The following is a 20,385-nucleotide window of genomic DNA, read 5'->3' as shown; positions in this document are numbered from 1 at the left end:
AGACGGCTGGCATGACAGGACGGCTCGAAAGCAAGGTCGCGCTGATCGTCGGCAGCGCGCGCGGCATCGGCAAGGGCATCGCGCAGCGCTTTGCCGAGGAAGGCGCGCGGCTGGTCCTGGCAGACAGCGAAGCCGGGGCCGGTCAAGCGACCGCGGACGAGCTCGGCGCTGCCTTCGTCCGCACCGACATCTCGCAAATGGCCGATGCTGAGGCCGCGGTAGCCCTGGCATTGAGCCGCCACACTCGTCTCGACATCATCGTGCAGAATGCCGGTATCTATCCCTGGCAGCTCATCGAGAACACCAGCCCGGACGACTGGGACCGGGTGATGGCGGTCAATCTGCGCGGCACCTTCAATGCCACGCTGGCGGCGCTGGCGCCGATGAAGGCGCAAGGTTACGGGCGTATGCTCTACACCTCGTCGATCACCGGTCCGCACGTCACCAGCCCCGGACATGGCCACTATGCCGCCAGCAAGGCCGGCATCAACGGCTTCATCCGCTCGGCGGCGCTGGAGTTTTCCGGCTACGGCATCACCGTCAACGGCGTCGAGCCCGGCAACATCCTGACCGAAGCGATCGAACTGCATCGGGGCGCCGCCTACATCAAGAACATGGAGGATTCGATCCCGTTGGGACGGCTCGGCAGCCCGCGCGACGTCGCCAACGCCTTCCTGTTCCTCGCCTCGGACGATGCCAGCTACATCACCGGCACGACCATCGTCGTCGACGGCGGCCAGCTGCTGCCTGAAGGCAAGGATTTCCGGCTGCTGCCGCCGTGATCAGCCGGATTTCTTATACAGCAGCAATTCAGGCCGTTACTCGAAATGCATGGAGTCGTAGTGATACCAGCGCCCGCCCCAGATGAAGCCGTTTTTCTCGAACAACTCCACGACTTCCAGCGGGATCCGGTTCTTGAACGGAATGGGGGCCTTGGGGTTGGTTTTGTTCCTGTTGTTGTACCAGTAGTCGGAGAAGCCGACATTGACGTCGAAGGCCGCCCCGAAGGAGTGGACGCTCAACCGGTTCGTGCCGGCGATCGGCCGCCAGACAAAGCCGCCGCCGGGCTTGAGCCCATAACGGCTCAGCTCCGCGGGCATCGCCTCGAGCGCAGCGGAGACCTTGCCCAGCCGGTCGTTGATGCCAAACACCTTGGTCACCTGCATGGTTTTCTTGCCGAGCTTCGGCAACCATTTGACGTTGGCGATGTGCTTGCCCACCTCGGCGGCACTTGCCCCGTAGAGCTTTTCGAAGAAAGGTTCGTTCCGGATGCGGCCGGGATCGAAATCCTCCGCTGGGACCAGGGCGCCCTCCGCTGCTCCGGGATAGACGTAGCGAAACATGTCTTCGATGTCGGGGCTCTCCAGCAGCGCCTCGGCGTCGCGCGCCTTGCCGTCGTCCCACACCATTGTGGTGCCGTCGGTCCAGATCAGGACATTGCCCTTGATGGTGAAAAGTCCGGGATAGGCCTTGAGCAAGGAAGCCTTGGCGGCCGGCTGGTCGACGCCGTCGCCCGCATTCCCTGCAAAGGCGGAGCGTCCAGTGCCGACGATTGCCAATGCGAACAGCAACCGCAGCATCAGGCGCCCTGGATGATCCATCATTGTCCTGCCGTCCCGGAGGGCTTTCGTTCATCGTGCATTTAACAAGGCTGCTGTACCATGCTGGTCCAATCGAACGGGAGACAAATCGTGTCAAAAACCTTCAATGCTTTGATCCGGATGACGTTTACATTCATCTGCCTGGTCGGCCTGGCCTCGTCCGTCTCTATTCTTTTTCCAGCCACCGCATCCGCCCAGCGGATGCAGCGATGCGCCGACGAAGGCGAAATCTGCCGCCTGCCCTACCCCTCGGAAGTGGTCTACGGCGCGCGCGGGCAGACCACTTCGCGCTTCATCGATCGTCGTGCCGTGCCGTGTACGAATCGCGTCTTTGGCGACCCGGCGCCCGGCCGCGACAAGGCTTGCTATATCGTGAAGCGCGGGGGCGGTAACGACTATGGCGACAATGATGATGACGACGACAATTACGGCGATGACGACTACGGCCAGGGCGGCGGCAGATGGGTGGCCTGCGCCTCGGAGGGGCGGTTCTGCGAGTTCCGTGGCCGCAAATTGGTGAGATACGGGGCGCGTGGCCAGTACGTCCAGGGCGTATTCAGGAACGGCGTCACATGCAGCGTCGACGCCTTTGGCGAGGATCCCATCCGCCGCGTGAAGAAGAACTGCTACGTCAAACGATAGGTGGCGCCGGGGAAGAACGGCGGGTGCGGCTCGTTGCGGCCGCGCCCGGCATTCGAGATATGGTCGGCCAGATATGGTGGGCGATGACGGGCTCGAACCGCCGACATCTTCGCTGAGAACGCTATCGTCAACTCGACCGCTGTGAACCCTTATCGCGGCACGGTGACACGGCACCTACGCCGATATCGAAGCCGTATGCGAACAACGTCGACAAGTACACGCTTGCCCGCATCGGCGAGCCGAAACAGGAAGAAGTGGCGGAGCCGATCGTCTTTCTGTGCTCACCCAATGCGTGTCGCTCAAAAGCGGTTCCCCGGTTTTGAGAGAGCGACATTGCATAGACGCTCAAGATATTAAGCTTCCTGATGAACCTACCCGTGCAGGTGAACCCACCCTTCCAGAACACCCTGCCCTTCCGGATGAACCTGCTTTTCCGGATACGCCAAGTTAATCCGGTAAAGGCATTGTTCGCCTGGCGTTGCGGGCGTGGGCCGATCTTGCTCTGCAGCTGCCATCCAGACGGAAGACATTTGTGTATATTCCGCTTTGGCGACGCGCCGTAATGGCCTCTTGTACTTAGTCCACCGTGCGACGCGAAGGGCCGGTGCATGTGTCCTCTGGCGAGACGTGAAACGGACTGCATCCGCAGTAATGGCCAGTCTGTCGCCAGACTAGCTGCGAGGTCACCGCTCATGCTACTTTGAGGCCTTCTCGTTCATGTGGGAAGAGGCAGGCCTTGCTTGGCGACGTATTCATCAACTACCGGCGGCAGACCGATTCCGGCGTGGCGGGCCGCGTCTATGATAATCTGAACCGCGCGCTTCCTGATGCGTCCATCTTCATGGACGTCGACAAGCTCAACCCCGGCGATGACTTTGAGGTGGCGCTTGCCCGCAGTTTGGCCAGTTGCAAAATCATGCTGGCGATCGTGGGGCCGCAGTGGGCCGCGCTTACCGATGAGCAGGGCCAGGTTCGGCTGGAGTCCCCCGACGACTTCGTGCGCAAGGAGATCCGTACGGCACTCCAGGCTGGGGTGCGCGTCATCCCCGTGCTCGTCAACGGCGCCAGCATGCCAAAGAAAAGCGCCTTGCCACCCGATCTGCAGGACCTGGCCAAGCGTCAAGCCATGGAGGTCCGCCACGAGCGCTTCAACGACGATATGGCGGCGATTGCGTCGGCGATAGCGAAGCCAGCGGCGCGGCGGCCGAGGCTCTGGCTGCTGTACGGGCTGGTCGCGACGATCGCGCTCGGCATCGGCGGGACAACGGCGGCGTTGTGGCCGAGGCCCTCCCCTTTGCCGTCGCCTATCGTGCCCGCAGCGATCGAGGCCAAAGGGTGCAAGGAAGGATTCGTCTGGCGATCGGCGATCTTCGGCGACAGCGTGTGCGTGAGTCCTGCCGACTACGACGAGGTGCAGGCGCAGAATGCCAATGCCCGCAACAATCGTTCGCCGACCGGCGGACCTTACGGCGACAGCACCTGCCGCGACGGCTACGTCTGGCGTGAAGCGTTCGAGAGCGACTTGGTCTGCGTCACCCCTGTCGAACGCGACAAGGCCAGGAAGCAGAATGCCGACAACGCATACAACCGGATATGAGACCGTAACTCCAGGCAAGCACCGATTTATCAAGAGATTGAGTGGTGGGCGATGACGGGCTCGAACCGCCGACATCTTCGGTGTAAACGAAGCGCTCTACCAACTGAGGTCTTATCACCTAGTGATATTACCACTGTAAAATCAAAGACATAGAACTCACCCTCTTTAGTCCAAAGCTGCCGGATCGGTTGCTGTCACAGCACAGTCACACCGGAGCTAAAAATGGCTACTCTTCGCAAGCGTAACGGCAGATGGCAGGTCCAAGTCAGACGCCATGGTTTTCCAATCCAATCCCGATCATTCCTTTCGAAGGCAGATGCCAACGAATGGGCTAGGACGATTGAGCGACAACACGACAGACATGAACTCGGTCCCGACCGAAAAGCTTTGAAATCGATGGCCCTTTACGATCTTGTCATCCGATACAGAGACGAGGTCGTTCCCAAAAAGCGGGGTATGGTTGTCGAGACCATCCTTCTAAACCGGTTCCTTCGCCATGCGATCTGCCAGAAGACACTCTTTGACTTAAGCACGGCTGACTTTGCGGCCTACCGGGATCAGCGACTAAGCGAGCCCAAACATCGATCAGACAAGCCCGTTACCCCCAAATCGTTGAAGCGCGAGCTTTCTCCCCTTTCCCATATGTTTCGCCATGCGGTCGTTGAATGGGAAATCCCTGTGAGGAATCCCCTTGACGGATTGAAGCTCCGAGTGGTGGACAACAAGCGGGAAAGGCGGCTTCGTGATGGCGAACTAGAAAGGCTTCTGGAAGCGACGAAGAAAGGGAGGAACAAGCTTGTCGCTCCTATCATCCTCTTCGCCCTAGAGACGGCTATGAGGCGCGGCGAGATACTGTCGATCCAGTTCCGACACATTGATTTCGAACGGCTCTCCTTGGTCATCCCTGAGTCTAAGTCAGGCTATTCGAGAGTGATCCCGTTGACCCCAATGGCGGTTGAAATACTAGCCGCATTGCAGACCGAGGATGCTAAGCCGACCGACCTCGTCTTCCCTGTCACGCCGGTAGCTTTGAGGCTCCAATGGGACAGGCTTACCACTCGGGTCGGGATAGGCGATCTGAATTTCCATGACCTCCGACATGAGGCCATTTCTAGGCTGTTTGAGCTCGGTCTGACCGTCCCCGAGGTTGCTTCGATCTCAGGTCACAGAACGCTCGCTCAGTTGATGAGATACAGTCACGCCAGTCAGGAGGCAGTCAGGACTAAGCTTCTAAGTAAGGAATTGGCGAAGGCTCTCGCCATCGACCGGCAACGATCCCCTTGCAAGGGTAGTCCCGACTGATGTCTGGTCAAAATGCAAAGCGCCAGGGGCTGCTTGGTGGTTCCGTCAAGGCATTTTGATAACGTCATCCGACAACCGCGCTATTTTCTTCTTTATGCCGGTCGGAATTCCGGGTCCCACCACGGACTGGCCTGACGCCTCTCGTGCTACCACTTGGCGGTTCAACTCAAGTAAAACGGCGAGCGAGTCCTCATTTTTAGCCATGCCATAAGCCTTACGCACCGCCGAATCCAGCTTAGCTAGAGCGTCCTTGAAGGGCGACGCGCCCGGTTTGTCGAGTGTCCTGTATAACTCGCGCAAAGATAGATCGTGGGCGGCCTGTAAGTCACTTCGACACTTGCGAAAAGCCATAGACGCTTCCGCTACCGCCTTCACGGTTGCAACTGTCGGATTTTGCGGCCATGGAAAAGAGTCGAAAACGGTATTCGAGGTGTACCGCGGATCGCTCTTGAGCGTCGAACAACGCTCCACGAACCATTGCCAGTGGATGCCGGATTGAAGGATGCCAAATGAATAATCATCGTCCAGCGGAAAGGCGGTAACCGAGTCATTGGGCCTGATACCCGGTTCCACAAAGGCGAAGATGGGTCGCTTCGTTACCCGACCACAGACGATGTATCGATCAAGTTTTTCGATATGGGAGAGCAGCTGCCCTCGCCGACGGAACAAGCGCCACCAATATCTCAGCGCGTTCTCATGATCCTTTGCTGTATGGGCATCCACGTAATCAGCGACCGCTTCGTCATTTCGATCTTTCTCTTTCTTGGCGGCTTTTGTCCGGTCCGCAAGCACTCGATCCTCGACCATTTTGGCTGCGGTCGGAAATTTCTTTACGTCCAGAAGCTCCAGCTCTTCAAAGTCGATGACATAACGCGAAGGCAATCCGTCCATTGTCCCTATCAGATCGTCGGTGATGAGGAATGGATGAACATACTTTTCGACACCCGGATCGCTCTTCTTCAACTTAGCGGCCTCATCAGGTGACAGAAGAAACCCTTCATGGCCGTGTGTCTGCCCTTGGTAGCAGGCCGTCGATGACGAGTTGGCGGTGATGGGTTGGGCAACGCTAACGTCCAGCTCAAACGACAATGAGGGGCCTATCCGATCAACGGATTTGAGCTCCCAAGGTGAATCGAGCCTATCCCCGACTTGGCGAAAGATATTCTTTTTTCCCTTCTTTTCGCCTTTCACCCAATTGGCGATTGATACGTGAACAACTGCATCCCCCGACCACACCTGCGTAGACACCGCTTCGACAAGCGTTCCTCCGTTGTTCACAATGTAATCGAGCCCGCCGATTCGCGAATAATTCTGGCGGATGGTGTTTGTCCCGACTAGGCCAGCGTACTGACCTGGAGTTAGCTCGTCATGGGCTTTGCGGAACCAATAAACACAGTAGTCTGCTCGGCCTGGAACATCTGGAAAAAGGCGCCGCACCCGGTTTACGTAGGGACGTCCGAGTTCATCAATGATTTTATTCTTGGACTGGTAGGGTGGATTGCCGATGATGGCGTCTACTTTGGGCCAGATGCAGAAAAGGGCGTCATCGCAGAGAACATTCGCATCGAGATTGTCTAGGGGTAGCGCATCGTCACCATGAAGTGACAATTCGATCTGGTCGCGCTCCATCACCTCAATAGCTTCGTCAAGCGCCAGTTTTTTGGCAAGCATCAACGTGACCTTCGCGAGTTCCACGCCAAACGTGTCACGATCGATACCGAAGAACTGGCGTGGGCTGATCAGCGAGACGGTCTTAGCATGTTCCTCGAAGCTCTTCTCGCTCACCGTAGCTTTGAGCTTGGTCATGAGTCTGATCTCAATGCGCACCATTTCTCGGTAGGCGACATAGAGAAAATTCCCGCTCCCACACGCGGGGTCTAACACCTTAAAGTTCATCAGGTCACTGCGAACTGTGAGCAAGTCTTTCATATTGCTGGCAGCGTCGATACGCTCTTGCCACGGTCGCGTGATCGTTGGGATCACGATGCGCATAATGTCGGCTTCAGATGTGAAATGCGCGCCGTATGCGTGTCGTTCTTTCGCATCCATGCTTTGCTGGAAGATGGTCCCGAAGATAGCAGGGTTTACCTTTGACCAGTCTTTTCGGGCAGCACCCTCGTTGCCTGTCTCGTCGCTTGCGATAAGCGCCAGTTCCTCTTTGGTGAGATCAATGGGATCAACAGTCTGGAACACGCCGCCATTGAAGTAAGGCACGTTCTTGTACCTCCCCCCGGCTGCAGGCTTCGGCGTGTTCATCTGAGTAAAGAGGCCCCCAAACAAATCGTATGAACTCTGCCCCTTCTTGATGCAGTCATCCGCTAGCGTGACGAGTGTGCCAGCTGGCAGCAGCTTGATGTCCTCACTGAACATTGCCACTACCATTTGCAGCACAAAGCGCTGCGCCCTGGAGCGGTCAATTCCGCGGGCGATCAGCCGGTTGAACAGGCCTGCAACCTTGTCTGCGGCATCCCGAGAAACAGCCTCCAAATCGTTCTTGAAGATGGGCGGCGGATCATCTGGAAAGAGGAAGTTCAGGGCGGTGTACCGCTTCGCGAGATCAAGCACCGAGACAACGTCGACGGGTTCATCAATCTGCTTGTCGAAGTCGTAAATCCAGAACTGATCGAAATTGCAGAGGACGACGTAGCGTGGTCTATTGGGAACAGCGTGTATCCAGTACTCGAAGGCCTGCTTGTAGTGCGAGTAGAGGTTTTCTCCACGCTTTTTCATTTCAATCAGGACCCGTGGCTTCCACACTAGATCAGCGAAGCTCCGGCCTCCAGTAGAGTTTTTCTTAATTCTATACTCTAATTCCGCCCCCGCTTCCTTGTAGCCCTTGTGACCGAAGCCCAAGAAGAGCCTGTCGCAGAAGACCTGGGCTTCTCCTTTCTCGTCGCCTTTCAAAATGGAAACGTAATTTTGGAATTGCTCAAGACGGTCGGTGATTAGACTCATTTTTGCTCCATAACGGTCGCCGTACTTGAGCGCGAATTCCTTGGTGTCGAGCTTGCGAATCATCAGGTGTGCCAATAGGAGCGCACAACCGCGCAACTAGGTAACCTATGACTAAGTTCGGGAAATTGGTCCAACCGCCTCACGACCAGTGCTACCCTTCAGATCGTGTTACGCCGCAGCCTGTGCCCTGCAATTCGTATGCAACACCGCTGAACGTCGCCTTTGCTCCCATCGAAAGAATGAATAAATTCAGCAGCTTAACGCAGTCTACGATCTTTCTTGGCTACACGCAATCCTCGCCAAACCCGCCTCGTTTTAACATTCGCTCTGAAGGGAGTCTGACAAGCGACGAGAAGTCGAGAAGGATGATAGTTTAGGTCGGCCAACACGAAAGTGGATCGAAGCGATCCTCGATTGTAAACCGCAAAATCGGCCCAGCAGCGGACACATCGCTGGGAACGTAGGCCTTCGGTGTCCGGCACACGACTTGGATACGGTCATCGGCAAGCGCAGCTATGCCAAGTGCTAGGGCATGAGGTTTTGGTCCTATTGCCAGGCACGTAGTATGGCGCGTCCTGTTGTCGAGTATGTCTCGCGACATTCCGATAATATCATCAAGAGCAAACGCCACCGAGCTGGATCTCGGTAACGCGGCAAGCGCAGCAAGCGCTGGCTCTTCGGAAGACAAGTAATTCTCAGGAAATCGTTTGTCAGAATCAGATACTTTGTACAACCTTAGAGCTGTAGGCTCAAATCTCTCCACAGTCGGCATAGCTAACGTAACCTCCGCCCCAACAGACACAAAAAGATCACGAGAATCCGGAGAATAATCTGAGTCTTCTAGGTATGGTATTTGGACAGATGTCCATTCTCCATCCGAGACGAACCCCTTATCGACGTGGGTTCCATTTTTTATTACATCCGCTGGTGCGTATTTTCCTTCACTATATAGGATATCCATCCTACCAACAATTTCCCGCTTGAAGCCCAACCCTAATAAAAACAAGAAATATCTTTTCGGGACGCAGGATATGTCTATGAGGATCGAGATCGGCCTCGATGCAACTCTCACCGCGTCCAAAATAAGTTCGTTAATAGCTATAAAGTTAGCAGCGAAATCAACCGAACGGCTAAGATAAACAATCTGGAAACCACTGCCAAGCACTGCCAGAGCAGATTCCTCATTCTCCTTTTTCTTACTTATGAAATAGTCGTCTGTCGAAGAAAATTTGAGCAACTTGGTATTGCTAGAACGCCCAACCATATTCTTCAGTGCGTGGTTTGACCTACGCTCCCATCCAATCGCCGTGATACAAAGGTCATAAGAAGCATGCAGCTCCGCTGAGTCGGCAAGAACCGATTGGCTGACGTTCAAAAAGCCAATTGCGGCCTGATTATTCATCAATCAACCTCGTCTCGTCAAATAAAGACAGTTGATCCGACTTTGCAACCGCAATCCGAAGTGCCGAGTTCTTTGCCCAGTTAGTCGGAGAGGTTTCGAAATTGGTCAACAGGCTATCGATCGCCGCTTCTTTTATGCGCACAATTTCATACGCACCTCGATATGAAAAATGGAAGTACGGCGCAAAGCGCTTGTGCAGCCTATATCCGACCAGAGGGATTTTACCGATGTTCTCCGACGTCTGGGCCTTCCGAGAAACCGTCGACGTGCGCAAATATCCGGCTAACTCTGCTCTGTACAGCGTCGCCGTTGCCACCCCAGCCAAGTCTCCAACCCCTTCCGCCACTGCAGGGTCAATTGTGAAGACACCGCGCTCGGCGACACTTAGAACTGCCGGATCATTTGCTGAGGTTTGCAGGACATGCGTCAGCTCCCCTAGACCTTCGATTAGACGCGCAACCGCATCCGGACGTGCGTCGGCGTGAATGCTGATCCCACGGAAGAATGCCTCGCTTGATGAGTAGATACCATCGGATTGCACTTTCAGAGAAATGCGCGTCCGCGAAGTTGCAAACTTCTCAGCAACTGACGTTCCCGCGTCGCCCGCCGAAGAGCGGTCAGAAGCATATTTCTCATAGATATCACCCATGATCTCTAAGAAATCTCGAATTGATCCGTCCGCGAGCGATACCACAATATTCGAACCTGATAGCGGCAATCGACGAAAGCCTAAGCGTGCCGCTATCTGGAGTAAAGTTGCCACCATCTTTCGCCGCATCCATGCCTGAAAGCTGGGCTGATTTATGAGGCGCGTGTGACGACTTATCCTCGACATATCATCTGCATCGGCATTGCTACTAAACGAATCTTCCAATCCGTCCCAATGCCAAAGAAGATACGCCTCATAGTACGGAATATTGGGGCTGTCCTCCGGGTATTTCGCAGCAAATCTCTTGGCTTTTTTGTTTATCTCATACCGGAGGATGTAGGCAGCCTCTTGAATCTGCAGGGCAAGTCCGCTGGTTGAGCGGTTTATCATCTGGCCAATGATGGAGTTGACGTTCGATACGCCCAGGCGCTCGGGAAGAGAAAAAAACCGTTGTATCTGTCGAGGGCTGACTTGAGGGCGGCTTTCCTCGGGTATCGTATAAAAGATCCGCAGACTTGAAACCGCTTGGCATAGGTCGGAGAATTCCCCAGGCGCCCTGTCGTCAAGTGAGATTACTCGGCGGTCTGCATCCGTCAGCGGTTGTCGTGGAATGAACGTCTCATAGAGATCGAATGCTTCACCGACGGAGCATATCACCCAAGAAATTGGAAAGCGGCTCTTCCGAACCAGCGTATTGATGGCTTTGATTTGAATCTCGCTGAGCACCTCACAGTCATCGAGGCAGAATTTGAAGCCGGGCGACACGCTCCCGACGGTCTTCCGCAATCTCGCAATGCCCGAGAGTTTCGACACGACGAAAGTCAGCAGTTCGGCGGGCTCACGCACGGGAAGCGACTCAATTGCGGTTGAAAGAGTTCCCCGACCGGAGGCCTCGTTCATTGCCCGTACGATTTGACGGCACGCTCTGCTCAACTCAGCAAACGTCTTGGGCGGGCGATCTGAGAAATTACTAAGAGCCGGAAATTCGTCTGTTACCGATGTAACTAGCAGCAACTCTTGGCTAGCCTCGAGCTGTAAACGCCCCTCAATTCTCAACGTGTGCGCCGCTGTTAGGGCCTTCTCGATACAAATTAACTCAACGGCGAGTGAAAAAAACCTGAGATACTCATGAGTCCAGTCTGCAGATTGAGGAAAGAGTGACTCCCAGTTGTTTACGCCCAATGACGCCGCAACGTGATCTGGCAGCCTAATATAAATGCCTATGTGTCGAAAATCTCCGAGATTTCTCTGAAGGTTTAGCGAGTCGTTGTGAAGGAGATCTTCCCAGCATACACTGCGAAGTAGCGTAGTCTTTCCACTCCCTCGACTGCCGTGGACGTACGTTGATTTATCTTCCGACAGTAGTTCTGCCGTTGGGGTAAACCAGATCAGAGGTGTTCCCCCACTGTGGTGTTCCCAACGGGTTGGTCTAAACGGATTTGAGCCACCATCCATTATACCTCGGCCCTCGCTATCCACGCTCGATATGGGAGCTCATAGTTGTCAATCTCCACAAGGCCTTCTGCCAACAGGAGCTCTAAAAGTTGGACCAACTCATCATCGGATGGTCTCTGTAATGTATCAGGAAAGAACGCAGATATCTCTGACCAGTAACTCGTTCTCTTTTCTATAAGTTTGCTATATAGAGCGTTCTTTATTGGGAATGTTCCCCGCCTCCTCTTTCCAGTGAGCGGAACTTTCATTTGAGCGAATTTTCGCAAAATCCCTGAGCCATCAAAGCGATATGGAAGAACATTGCAGACAATTGGCACTGAACCTGGCGCAAACACGATTTCGATCACGTTAAAACCCTTGGTTATCAACGGCGCACTCACTATCACCAGCGGGGCATTTCCGGGCGCGTGAAGGGTTTCCACCGGCTCTTCGTGTATGTGCCCGTGCAGGTACAGAACTGGGCGGTCGAGTTCCATTAATGAGCTTCTAAGGGCACCGCTATTTACAAGCTCCGTATAGGGCGCAAGCCGTGGGAGTCTCTGAGGGAGCAGATTGTGATGAGCAACTATGATGGGCATGTCGTCAGCAGGGCATTTCGAGACAGCCTCAACTACGGATGCGATAGTGTTGTCTGAAAAAGCGGGGGTGTCCAACTGACGGTTGTAATATGCGGATAGCGCCCGCTCGCCACCGGGACCGCCGATTACCGCATCAATTGCCGCGTTAATAGCGTCGCCGAATTCGGTGGGTATATAAAGCTTCTCGCCGCACCCCCAGCAACTGTTAAGGAGATACACGCTTGATCCAAGCCCTGCTTGTTGAAGATCTATTTGAGTAGGCGAATTGACAGGAATATTTGGCAATCCGTGAGCAGCAAGTGCCTTTGACAAGGTCATAAATTTGGCAGTGCTTGCATTTCCAGCGAGAGATCGGTCGATATCATGATTGCCAGGCACGATACCGGTAGGCATTGTTTCAAATGCTTTGGATTTTCCTAGTTGTAAAGCGGAGGAGATGTATTTACAGCACGCCTCGAATCCCGGAAGCTTTCCGTAGTCAGTGAAATCTCCCATAAAAAGAACCGCATCAACTGGCTCTGATGCTAGGATTTGATATATACGCTTGAAGACGTTCTTAAGTGGACTGCTAGTCAATATATTCTTTAATCCGGAAGGGAAGGCCGGATCCTTGTCGTCAAGAATGCCCTTCACCTCAGTCGAGGAGGGGAAGTGAATGTCTCCAATTTGTAGGATCCTTAAGCGTGGAAGCATGGGGGCCTTTAGGCGGCTCTATTTCTATCTAGACTAAGCGATATCTTTCACATGCTATCTTGTGATGATTTGCGAGAACTTTGGATCAGTCCGTGTGCTTTACCCACAGAAATTCGATATTTTTCGGCTAATTCCCTCACAGATAGCCCGCTGAGCCTGTCCTGTCTCAATCCGTGTTGGTCAATTTCCACCTGCGGTCGGCCAAGCTTCTTTCCCTTGGCTTGGGCTCGCGCCAGTCCTGCCATGACGCGTTCTCTTATCATTGATCTTTCAAATTCCGCAAAGACGCCAGTCATTTGAAACATGGCCTTTCCGGCGGGCGTTGTCGTGTCGATAGCTTGCTGGTGAACATACAGGTCGACATTCTGGCTATGCAGTTCGTCGAGTGCCGCAATAAGCCCGGTGAGACTTCGCCCAAGTCGTGATACGTCCCACGACATCAGGACATCGAACTTAGCCCTAACTGCGTCCTTCAACATTTGGTCATACGCCGGTCGCCTGTCTCTTCCTTTCGCGCCGCTCATACCCTCATCCTGGTAGACGCTCACTATCTGCCAGTTTTTAGCATGGGCCACTCTCACTAATTCGAGGCGCTGGTTCTCGGTCGTTTGGTCCTTGGTGCTGACCCTAAGATATAGAGCTGCTTGCTTTACAGGCATGTTCCATCACCCCCTGTTCATTAATCACTCCATTATTGAACGCAGATTTTGACTCTTTGAAGGCCGCGCAAATCAAGGACTTAGGCAACGTGAAACCGGAAGGGTTTTTTGAACACTTCACTGGGAGAAAGGTTTACACGCCCCGTATCCCCAGACGTATACCCAAAGCCGCTGCGCACCCCCCTCACCCAAAGTTGTAAACCTTTGACCAAGATTCGACAGATGGGGTACGGGGGGGGCAGGTGACAGCCCGGGGGGTGTCGATATCGTATATACAGACGACCCGGGCGCCAGTTTCGACAACTTGTAAACTTTTACCTTGAAGCTCGATAAGGGGTATTCGCCGAGTGAGACAAAGCGGTGTGACGGTGGAACGAAGGCCTTAAGTTCCCTACCTTCGGCTCATATAGCGGTCCCACAGGCGTTTGGCTGGAATCAGGGACCTTCTCATCTCAAAATATGATGTTTGCTGCCTGGGACCGGTTGGTGGAAATTGGGCACTCGATGTGCTTTTTGTCTGATCGACTTGCCGAGTGTCAGTCCCTTCGGATCTGGCACGATCGAGCAATTCCTCTCGTAACCGGTATCCCTCGTAATCCTGTGTCTCTCTCTTTGCCAGAAAGAGCCGCATGCCTGCTTTATGCCGGTCGTTGAGGCGTAACTGCACCTGATCAGCCAGCAGGCCGTCAAAGAGGCTTGGCGAATTCCTCAGGGATATCGTCCTCCCTCTCATTCTCTTCTGATAGGCGTCTAACATCGTTGCGGACAGCTTTTCAACATGCTCCTCTGCTACGATGAAGCTGTCGTGGATCGGGAGCACCGGAATCCCTTGGTCAATCATCGCTGTCATGACGTCTTCCGCTATGTCAGAATCCGATCGTTGAAGCCGAATACCTTCTCCAGAGCCGAAGAATTCCGCAATAGGCTTATGTCCCGCGAGGATCGCTTCCTGAAGGTCTCCCCATGATACCCCTTCCGGGAGCTCGGATTTTTGGGGAGGTTCAATCCGACCCCGAGCGTTGATCATCTTGAGAGTAGTGGTTTTGATTAGGGAACGAAATTCGGGTCCCCAGCCATCTATGGCGTACGCATCGCCCTCGAGCTGTTGCCCCACTTGCGCGTAAAGCATGGCCAACTGCATGCTCGAAAAATCCACCTCCACAGTGGGCATGCCATTGATTGTTATGAACCGACGGTACTCCTTGCGGATGCTTTGCCACCATCCGCCATAGAATCGCCCACCATGATCGAACCTCCCTTCGTTGAAGACGCGGTAGAGCCTCGTCGGAGCAGCCAGATCGGCTGATGAGGTTTCAGGGTGAGAGTGGCCAAAATCATCATAACTTTGATCACCTGAATTTTGCAGTTCGACCATCTGTTTGTCGGTAAGAAACAGATTGATTTTAGCGCTGGCTGACATGAAGGAATTGTATCGATCTAAGCGGCTCTCCATCGCCCTGGTTTCTTCATTGTGATCGAAATCTATGAAACTCCCGTCTCTTTTAGATGATCCTCTTCTCAGACGTACTACGGGGAGATTTATCTTCTCATATATGAGTTCGTAATTAGATACATAATCGTTTATTCCAAATGTGTTCCTAGTAATGGGTAATTGATATGATTTATTAGTATTATTGGTTATTGGGTGATATCCTTGTATTTGATCTAGGAGAAAGTTCTTAAGTGCATCTGATAGCCATATCTCTGTTGAATATCGAATGCCCCTTACCTTGTCTCGATTTCCTCCTTTTTTATGGATCAGTTGCAGATTGGAACTGGCAAGATAGTTCACTGCTTTCCGAACAGATCGGATGCCCAGACGGCCGGGATTGAATGGTCCTTTCGGATAGCCATCGTTGCTAAGGTCAATTCTAACGCCATAAGACGGATGCAGAGCGTGCGATCGAAGGAGATTGGCTAATATCACGCTGAGAGCCGTCTTGACGTTCTGTACAGCGTCCTCCTTTCGCCGCCTCCCCGCTTCTCTAGCGATGGTTTCGGCCATAGACGATAGGAAAGGCTCAAACGATGAAGAGAGCTTCAAAGTTCGATCAAGCCAAGGGGAATTGCCGGTGTAGATCATGACTCAACCCAATCCGGTAGCTGAGCCAATTGGGCTTCGATTTCAGGAGAGACACCTCCAACCTTGTCCCTGATTGCACCACATAGCCCCGATTTTGTCCTACAAAACCTCACTGCATTCCAGGCTGGCCTGCCGTCGAGATTTCCTTTTCGCTTTTGAAGGATCCACTGAATCCCATCGGGACAAACGATAACCCTCCACGTCTTGTCGATATGAAATGCGACATGGCGGTAGGCATCGCTTCTCTCCCTGTTGTCAGGGCCGTCTACCGGTCCTACAGCCTGATCAGGCGATCCGGCGTATGAATTACAATCGAGGGCACTATCCGGCTCTAAAACCGCTCCGTTTTGAAAATTAACTTGATCGGAAATTTCTTTGTTGAATATAAATTTAATACTTGATAGTACATAGTGATACATTCTATATTTAGTTCCTTCTAATTCTAAAAATGATCATTTCTTAAATAGCCAAAATTGCCCAGCGCCTCGCAGGCGATAGGTTGAGCCGACTCAATCTTCATAAAAAGATAAACGCCACCAAAAAGGGGACGTACTATTGTCAGGAGGGCAGATTCCGCCTTCTATACCATAATTATATCAAGAAAATCGCTATTTGTCAACAGGTTAGCTTAAGCGACTGCCTGCTCTAGCCAGGGGCATCTACCTGGTAAGGCTGGGAGCCCCTCTCTCGTTCAAAGACCGGTCCCACAACGCGCTCAGGCATTCCCCGGCGTTTGGTGCAAGGGAGCAGGTTACCGCGCCGTGGCACCACTCGGAGAGGGTCGACGGGTTTACAAGCTTCAAGGGGCGCAAATGACCATTCGTGTTTTCAGCGCCTTAATGGGGAGACGTGGCGCACTCCTTGTAGCGGTACACATTGTAGGGCGCGACTATTTCATCTTCGGAGGGAGCGAAGCCGTTCAGCAGGTCCGCCACTAGTCCCCTATGGCTCTTTCCATTCAGATCACCGCTTTGCTCCTGTTGATAAACATCCTGACTAAGCTCAGGTATCACAACAAGTTCCGGCCCCGATTGCTTGCCCCCGACCGTCTCGTAGGGCAACTGAACAGGGCCGTGCAACATCAAAGGAAACTCTATCCGGCAGATCGAGAATCCATTCGAGCACGTAAACTCCCCCTGCGCGGTCCACCTTGGCGTGCCATCTCGACGCTCTGTTAGGCGAACTTTCCCGTTAGCCTCCCCCTCAACGAATTGGAGTTCTTGATAGGAATCCGGGTTCGCATCCTCGTATAACTGGGATCGAAAAAGTTGAGAGTTGAACGGGCAATCTGGCTTCGCAGTGACCGGAATGGAACCAGGCTTTGGGGCAGCGTGGGGCAAAGGCTCTGCTTCAAGGCCTATGCAGGCGTCTTTCCATGCAACGAGCTTCTTGCCATCTCCGTGTTGGGGGGCCAAAGGCAAGCGCTTTCCGGCAATTATCAAGGACGCGCCCTCGCTGTTCTTCTCGGTGAACGTGTCAAGCAAGTCGTCAACAGAGTCTAAGCTAATGGTCGCTATCCAGCCACCATCCATACCGTAGGGATCGGCTCGAACCGACCTGACAGTCAACGGGATAGCTCGGTTGGATACCTTAAGTTCAATCTTTCCTTGACCGCTTATGCCGTCAATGACGGTCGAAACTGCCGTTTCAAAGTGGCTCAAAATTACCGCGATCGATGGTTCACCTCCCGTTGCTCTTTCGCACCACAGACCGTGAGAGACGCACTCGGGAACGATTTCCCCTACGCAAGGGCTTATTTCTATCGAGGCTCCCGCACGGTCGTCTGTTTTGGAGAAGTATGAATACAGATTATCAGAGCGAGCGGGCGACACAGTGAGCAGTGCCGTCAAAACGATCGCCGATCTTGATGTATGCATTTTCCCCCCTGTGCGCCACCCGAGATTGCAGAGGAATTTGTCGCACGTTCTGTGCCGATTGTGTTGAAGCTTTTCGGGAGTCCCTCTGCCTGGCTCGGGCCGATCCACCCCTAGTCGCCCCAAGGCTCAAACGCACCAAGTGTCTAATGACCAAACTTGGGGGTCAACGGCCACCCTCCGTAGCTGAAAGACGTCGTGATCTGTCGAAAAAAATCAGCTTCGTTTCTGATTCCTGTCACACTGGTGTCACAACGGACAGCAATTTGGGCCGGAATTTAGCGGGCGATTAGCTCAGTAAGTCAAACTTGTTTGACGTGCGACCACAAACGTCTTAGATTGCGCAAGCAACTGATTTATCAGCGTTTTGGGAGCGGAAGAGCGCTATTTCTTTATGATTGGAGTGGTGGGCGATGACGGGCTCGAACCGCCGACATCTTCGGTGTAAACGAAGCGCTCTACCAACTGAGCTAATCGCCCGCTCCGGCCGGACCTTTAAGCGGTCGGAACCGGCTTCGCAAGGCCAAATGAACAGCTGCGAGCTTAGCCGCATACTGGTTTTCGCGGGCAAAGTGCCGCCTGTCAAAAAACCTTCTCCTGTTTGCGTTTATGCTGTCCAGCTACGCTTGACACCCGGTGGCGAACCCCTTATCCACCCCCCCAACGACGAACACGGCTGACACGTGCTCGTCCGATGCGCGGGTGTAGCTCAGTTGGTTAGAGTGCCGGCCTGTCACGCCGGAGGTCGCGGGTTCGAGCCCCGTCACTCGCGCCATTAATTTCAAGGGGTTAGCTACCGCCCCTTGAAAAGTTTCAACTCTCATTCTCCGGAGAGTTTCAACTTTCTGTATTCGTTCCGTTCCAGGCCAAGCAGCTTTCTGCCCTTTCGGCGGCTGGCATCAGCTGAGCGGACGGCGGCCAGATTGACCGGCATATAGGTCTTCTGCAGCGCCTTGTTCCCGTCGATCGAATTGCCCATCTTGGCCGAGATTGCCTCGACCGACGCGCCTCCGGCATTCGCCTCGACCGCGCCGGAACGCCGCATGTCCATCAGCCGCCGCTTCTCCGATGTCCCGAACACCAGCGTGCGCAGATCGGCAAAGTCGTCGACCAGAGAATCCTTCGTGTAAGGCACGCCGGCGCGCGGCCGGCCGCCCTTCGGGCCCGGCGCGAAACCGCGCGAGCGAAAGATCGGCGCATCGTCAAGCAGGGTGACGCCTAGTGATTCGACATAGGCCAGCACCAGGCGCTGCGTGCGTGACGACAGCGTGCCGAAAGCCGCCTCGCCACTCTTGCTGCGTGCAATCAGAAAACCCCATTCCTGTGCTGTCTGCATTGCCTGCGCCGGTGTGAGCGTGCGCACGTCGACGGGTGAGAAGCTCGTGTCCCACGCAACGGCGATGATGCAGGCCAGTCCGCGGTAGCCGGCGCGCCAGGCGCCCTTGACCATGCGCACCGCCTCGCCTGCCGTCCAGGTCTGGTGGCGCGGTGGTGGCGTCTGGCGGCGGATCGCCTGCGATGGGTCGGAGCCGGGCGGGCATAGCTTCATGCCGGCCATGAAATTATAGAGCGAACGCCACGTCTTTACGGCGCGGTAGGCGATGTCGACACCTTTGACCCGAAGCAGACGGCCATACCAGTCGTCGAGCAACTCGAGCGTGATGTCGGCTGGCGGCAGGTCGGCGAAGTACGCCGCCTTGATCGCCGGCACCAGCCGTGGTTGTACCGGGAAGCGGATAGATGACGGTTGTAATGTGTGGGTTTGGCTCATGGCACCAAAACTCTATCCACCGTCCATCGGGAGGGGATGGGCGCCTTATCGTTGGGCGGGTGTGAATCTCGCCCTTGTAAGCACCTCCGCCGTATAGCATGAGATTTTCCTACTCCATGATCTCGTTATTTCCCGCATCGAGGGTGGATGAGGCTTAGAATAACGGCCTTTCTCCCCCATGCCTATTCGTCCAATTCTTAATCGCAGAATCGGCCGCCACAGGGCGAGAATACTTATAATCGGCGGCTTCGAAGCCGCTACGCCCGGGCAACCCGGATACCCTCGGCGATGTTGACGCCATTACCCATCAGGTCGTCATCGCGCTCCTGCACGACGTCACCCAGGTGAATGCCAATCCGGAACTCAATGCGACGATCATCGGGCACCCCGGCATTGCGCTTAGCAATAGCGTTCTGACGCGCGCAGCGGACTGCTTCCACAACGCTGCTGAACTCGACGAGGCTCCCATCACCGCGATGGACAGACGCGAGCGTTGCCTGCCGGTCGCCTGGACTGCCCCCCGCGCTCCCGCCCCACACAGGATGCCGGCAAGCAGACGCTGAGCCAGGCGCCTCGCTGTCGCACGAGACTGCGAAGTTGTTTCCCCTTCGTCGCACGACGCGTCGCTGCTCTCACAATATCCGAATTCTTGAAAGGTCCCGATATTCCCGAACTGGACGGCCGATGTTGCGGGCCAAAGAGCGTTAAAAAACGAGGCGCCCGGACCAATCACATTGTCGAGACAGAATTTGCGCTGTCCGGGAATAAAACGCCGCTTGCCGTGGTCCTCCATGCATAAGCTGCTGATTGACCTTGAAGGAACACCACACTGCAAACCTACACATTGACGAGCACGACGGGGTCGGTCGGCGCACTCCAGAACCTCTGGAAGGCGAGAGTTCGGCCGCCTGCGGCCGGCTGCACCCAAGTACACTGCCTTGTAACGTCGCCTCAGGGCATACCTTGATGTTATCAGCGATTGCCCGTCGGCCAAGGCACCGGTTTTGAAATTCGCTTGATGGCGTCCCTGCCCTTGCCGTTCGACTCCGTCGAGTCCTTGTGTGTCAATTTGTTGCGACGAGAGCTAGTCCCTGTCGTGCTGGTCCGTCTCGTCTCATCTCTTG

At 54.6% G+C, this 20,385-nt stretch carries 14 protein-coding genes, 2 tRNA genes and 1 pseudogene; 5 read left to right on the top strand and 12 right to left on the bottom strand.

Features of this window, described 5'->3' with window-relative positions; translation table 11 throughout:
• The first annotated feature begins 11 nt into the window (after nucleotides 1-11).
• Nucleotides 12-782 carry an SDR family oxidoreductase gene (locus X733_RS144680; protein ID WP_023684843.1) on the top strand — a complete coding sequence of 257 codons (771 nt, stop codon included), beginning with the start codon at nucleotides 12-14 and terminating at the stop codon, nucleotides 780-782.
• Nucleotides 783-818: 36 nt separating this feature from the next.
• On the opposite strand, the gene X733_RS0135295 is transcribed toward X733_RS144680, so the two are convergent.
• On the bottom strand, nucleotides 819-1,604 hold the full coding sequence (locus X733_RS0135295; protein WP_031193697.1) for a M15 family metallopeptidase: 786 nt from the start codon (nucleotides 1,602-1,604) through the stop codon (nucleotides 819-821).
• An 87-nt stretch (nucleotides 1,605-1,691) separates the two neighbouring features.
• Here X733_RS0135295 and X733_RS144685 point away from each other — a divergent pair, with 87 nt between their 5' ends.
• The 3 genes from X733_RS144685 to X733_RS144695 all read left to right on the top strand — a co-directional run bounded on the left by X733_RS144685 (nucleotide 1,692) and on the right by X733_RS144695 (nucleotide 5,142).
• A complete protein-coding gene (locus X733_RS144685; protein ID WP_348625871.1) occupies nucleotides 1,692-2,243 on the top strand; it encodes a hypothetical protein in 552 nt (183 codons plus the stop codon).
• 736 nt (nucleotides 2,244-2,979) lie between these two features.
• Entirely contained in the window at nucleotides 2,980-3,840 is an 861-nt protein-coding gene (locus X733_RS1000000167285; RefSeq protein ID WP_023819415.1) for a toll/interleukin-1 receptor domain-containing protein, read from the top strand.
• Between the two features lie 222 nt (nucleotides 3,841-4,062).
• Nucleotides 4,063-5,142, top strand: a complete 1,080-nt coding sequence (locus X733_RS144695) for a site-specific integrase (RefSeq protein WP_023819414.1) — start codon at nucleotides 4,063-4,065, stop codon at nucleotides 5,140-5,142.
• 45 nt (nucleotides 5,143-5,187) lie between these two features.
• Here X733_RS144695 and X733_RS144700 read toward each other — a convergent pair whose 3' ends face one another.
• The 9 genes from X733_RS144700 to X733_RS144720 all read right to left on the bottom strand — a co-directional run bounded on the left by X733_RS144700 (nucleotide 5,188) and on the right by X733_RS144720 (nucleotide 17,970).
• Entirely contained in the window at nucleotides 5,188-8,160 is a 2,973-nt protein-coding gene (locus X733_RS144700; protein WP_196813753.1) for a class I SAM-dependent DNA methyltransferase, read from the bottom strand.
• A 310-nt stretch (nucleotides 8,161-8,470) separates the two neighbouring features.
• Nucleotides 8,471-9,499, bottom strand: a complete 1,029-nt coding sequence (locus X733_RS0135285; RefSeq protein ID WP_031193691.1) for a hypothetical protein — start codon at nucleotides 9,497-9,499, stop codon at nucleotides 8,471-8,473.
• Entirely contained in the window at nucleotides 9,492-11,048 is a 1,557-nt protein-coding gene (locus X733_RS144705) for a hypothetical protein (protein WP_155924253.1), read from the bottom strand. Before X733_RS144705 ends, X733_RS0135285 begins: the two co-directional genes overlap by 8 nt.
• Before the next feature lie 554 nt (nucleotides 11,049-11,602).
• Entirely contained in the window at nucleotides 11,603-12,874 is a 1,272-nt protein-coding gene (locus X733_RS1000000168475; protein WP_081740712.1) for a metallophosphoesterase, read from the bottom strand.
• 47 nt (nucleotides 12,875-12,921) lie between these two features.
• Nucleotides 12,922-13,533: a recombinase family protein gene (locus X733_RS08325; protein ID WP_023819410.1), complete on the bottom strand. Its 612-nt coding sequence runs from the start codon at nucleotides 13,531-13,533 to the stop codon at nucleotides 12,922-12,924.
• 391 nt (nucleotides 13,534-13,924) lie between these two features.
• On the bottom strand, nucleotides 13,925-15,616 hold the full coding sequence (locus tag X733_RS1000000169720; protein WP_155924252.1) for a hypothetical protein: 1,692 nt from the start codon (nucleotides 15,614-15,616) through the stop codon (nucleotides 13,925-13,927).
• Nucleotides 15,613-16,035 (bottom strand): hypothetical protein, encoded by a 423-nt coding sequence (locus X733_RS1000000169715; protein WP_155924251.1) that lies wholly within the window; start codon nucleotides 16,033-16,035, stop codon nucleotides 15,613-15,615. The genes X733_RS1000000169720 and X733_RS1000000169715 overlap by 4 nt, the downstream gene beginning before the upstream one ends.
• Nucleotides 16,036-16,452: 417 nt before the next feature.
• Nucleotides 16,453-17,466 carry a hypothetical protein gene (locus X733_RS144715; protein ID WP_155924250.1) on the bottom strand — a complete coding sequence of 338 codons (1,014 nt, stop codon included), beginning with the start codon at nucleotides 17,464-17,466 and terminating at the stop codon, nucleotides 16,453-16,455.
• A gap of 428 nt (nucleotides 17,467-17,894) precedes the next feature.
• Nucleotides 17,895-17,970, bottom strand: a tRNA-Val gene (locus X733_RS144720).
• A 218-nt stretch (nucleotides 17,971-18,188) separates the two neighbouring features.
• Here X733_RS144720 and X733_RS144725 point away from each other — a divergent pair.
• A tRNA-Asp gene (locus X733_RS144725) sits at nucleotides 18,189-18,265 on the top strand.
• 45 nt (nucleotides 18,266-18,310) lie between these two features.
• Here X733_RS144725 and X733_RS144730 read toward each other — a convergent pair.
• Nucleotides 18,311-19,261: a hypothetical protein gene (locus tag X733_RS144730; protein ID WP_155924249.1), complete on the bottom strand. Its 951-nt coding sequence runs from the start codon at nucleotides 19,259-19,261 to the stop codon at nucleotides 18,311-18,313.
• A 275-nt stretch (nucleotides 19,262-19,536) separates the two neighbouring features.
• Nucleotides 19,537-19,734: pseudogene (locus X733_RS144735) on the bottom strand (adenylate/guanylate cyclase domain-containing protein); the annotation flags it as partial.
• Between the last annotated feature and the right edge of the window lie 651 nt (nucleotides 19,735-20,385).

It is taken from the genome of Mesorhizobium sp. L2C066B000, assembly GCF_000502335.1.
Lineage (GTDB): Bacteria > Pseudomonadota > Alphaproteobacteria > Rhizobiales > Rhizobiaceae > Mesorhizobium.
The sequence above is the reverse complement of the archived record's forward strand: the minus strand, read 5'-3'. Positions and strand labels throughout refer to the sequence as shown.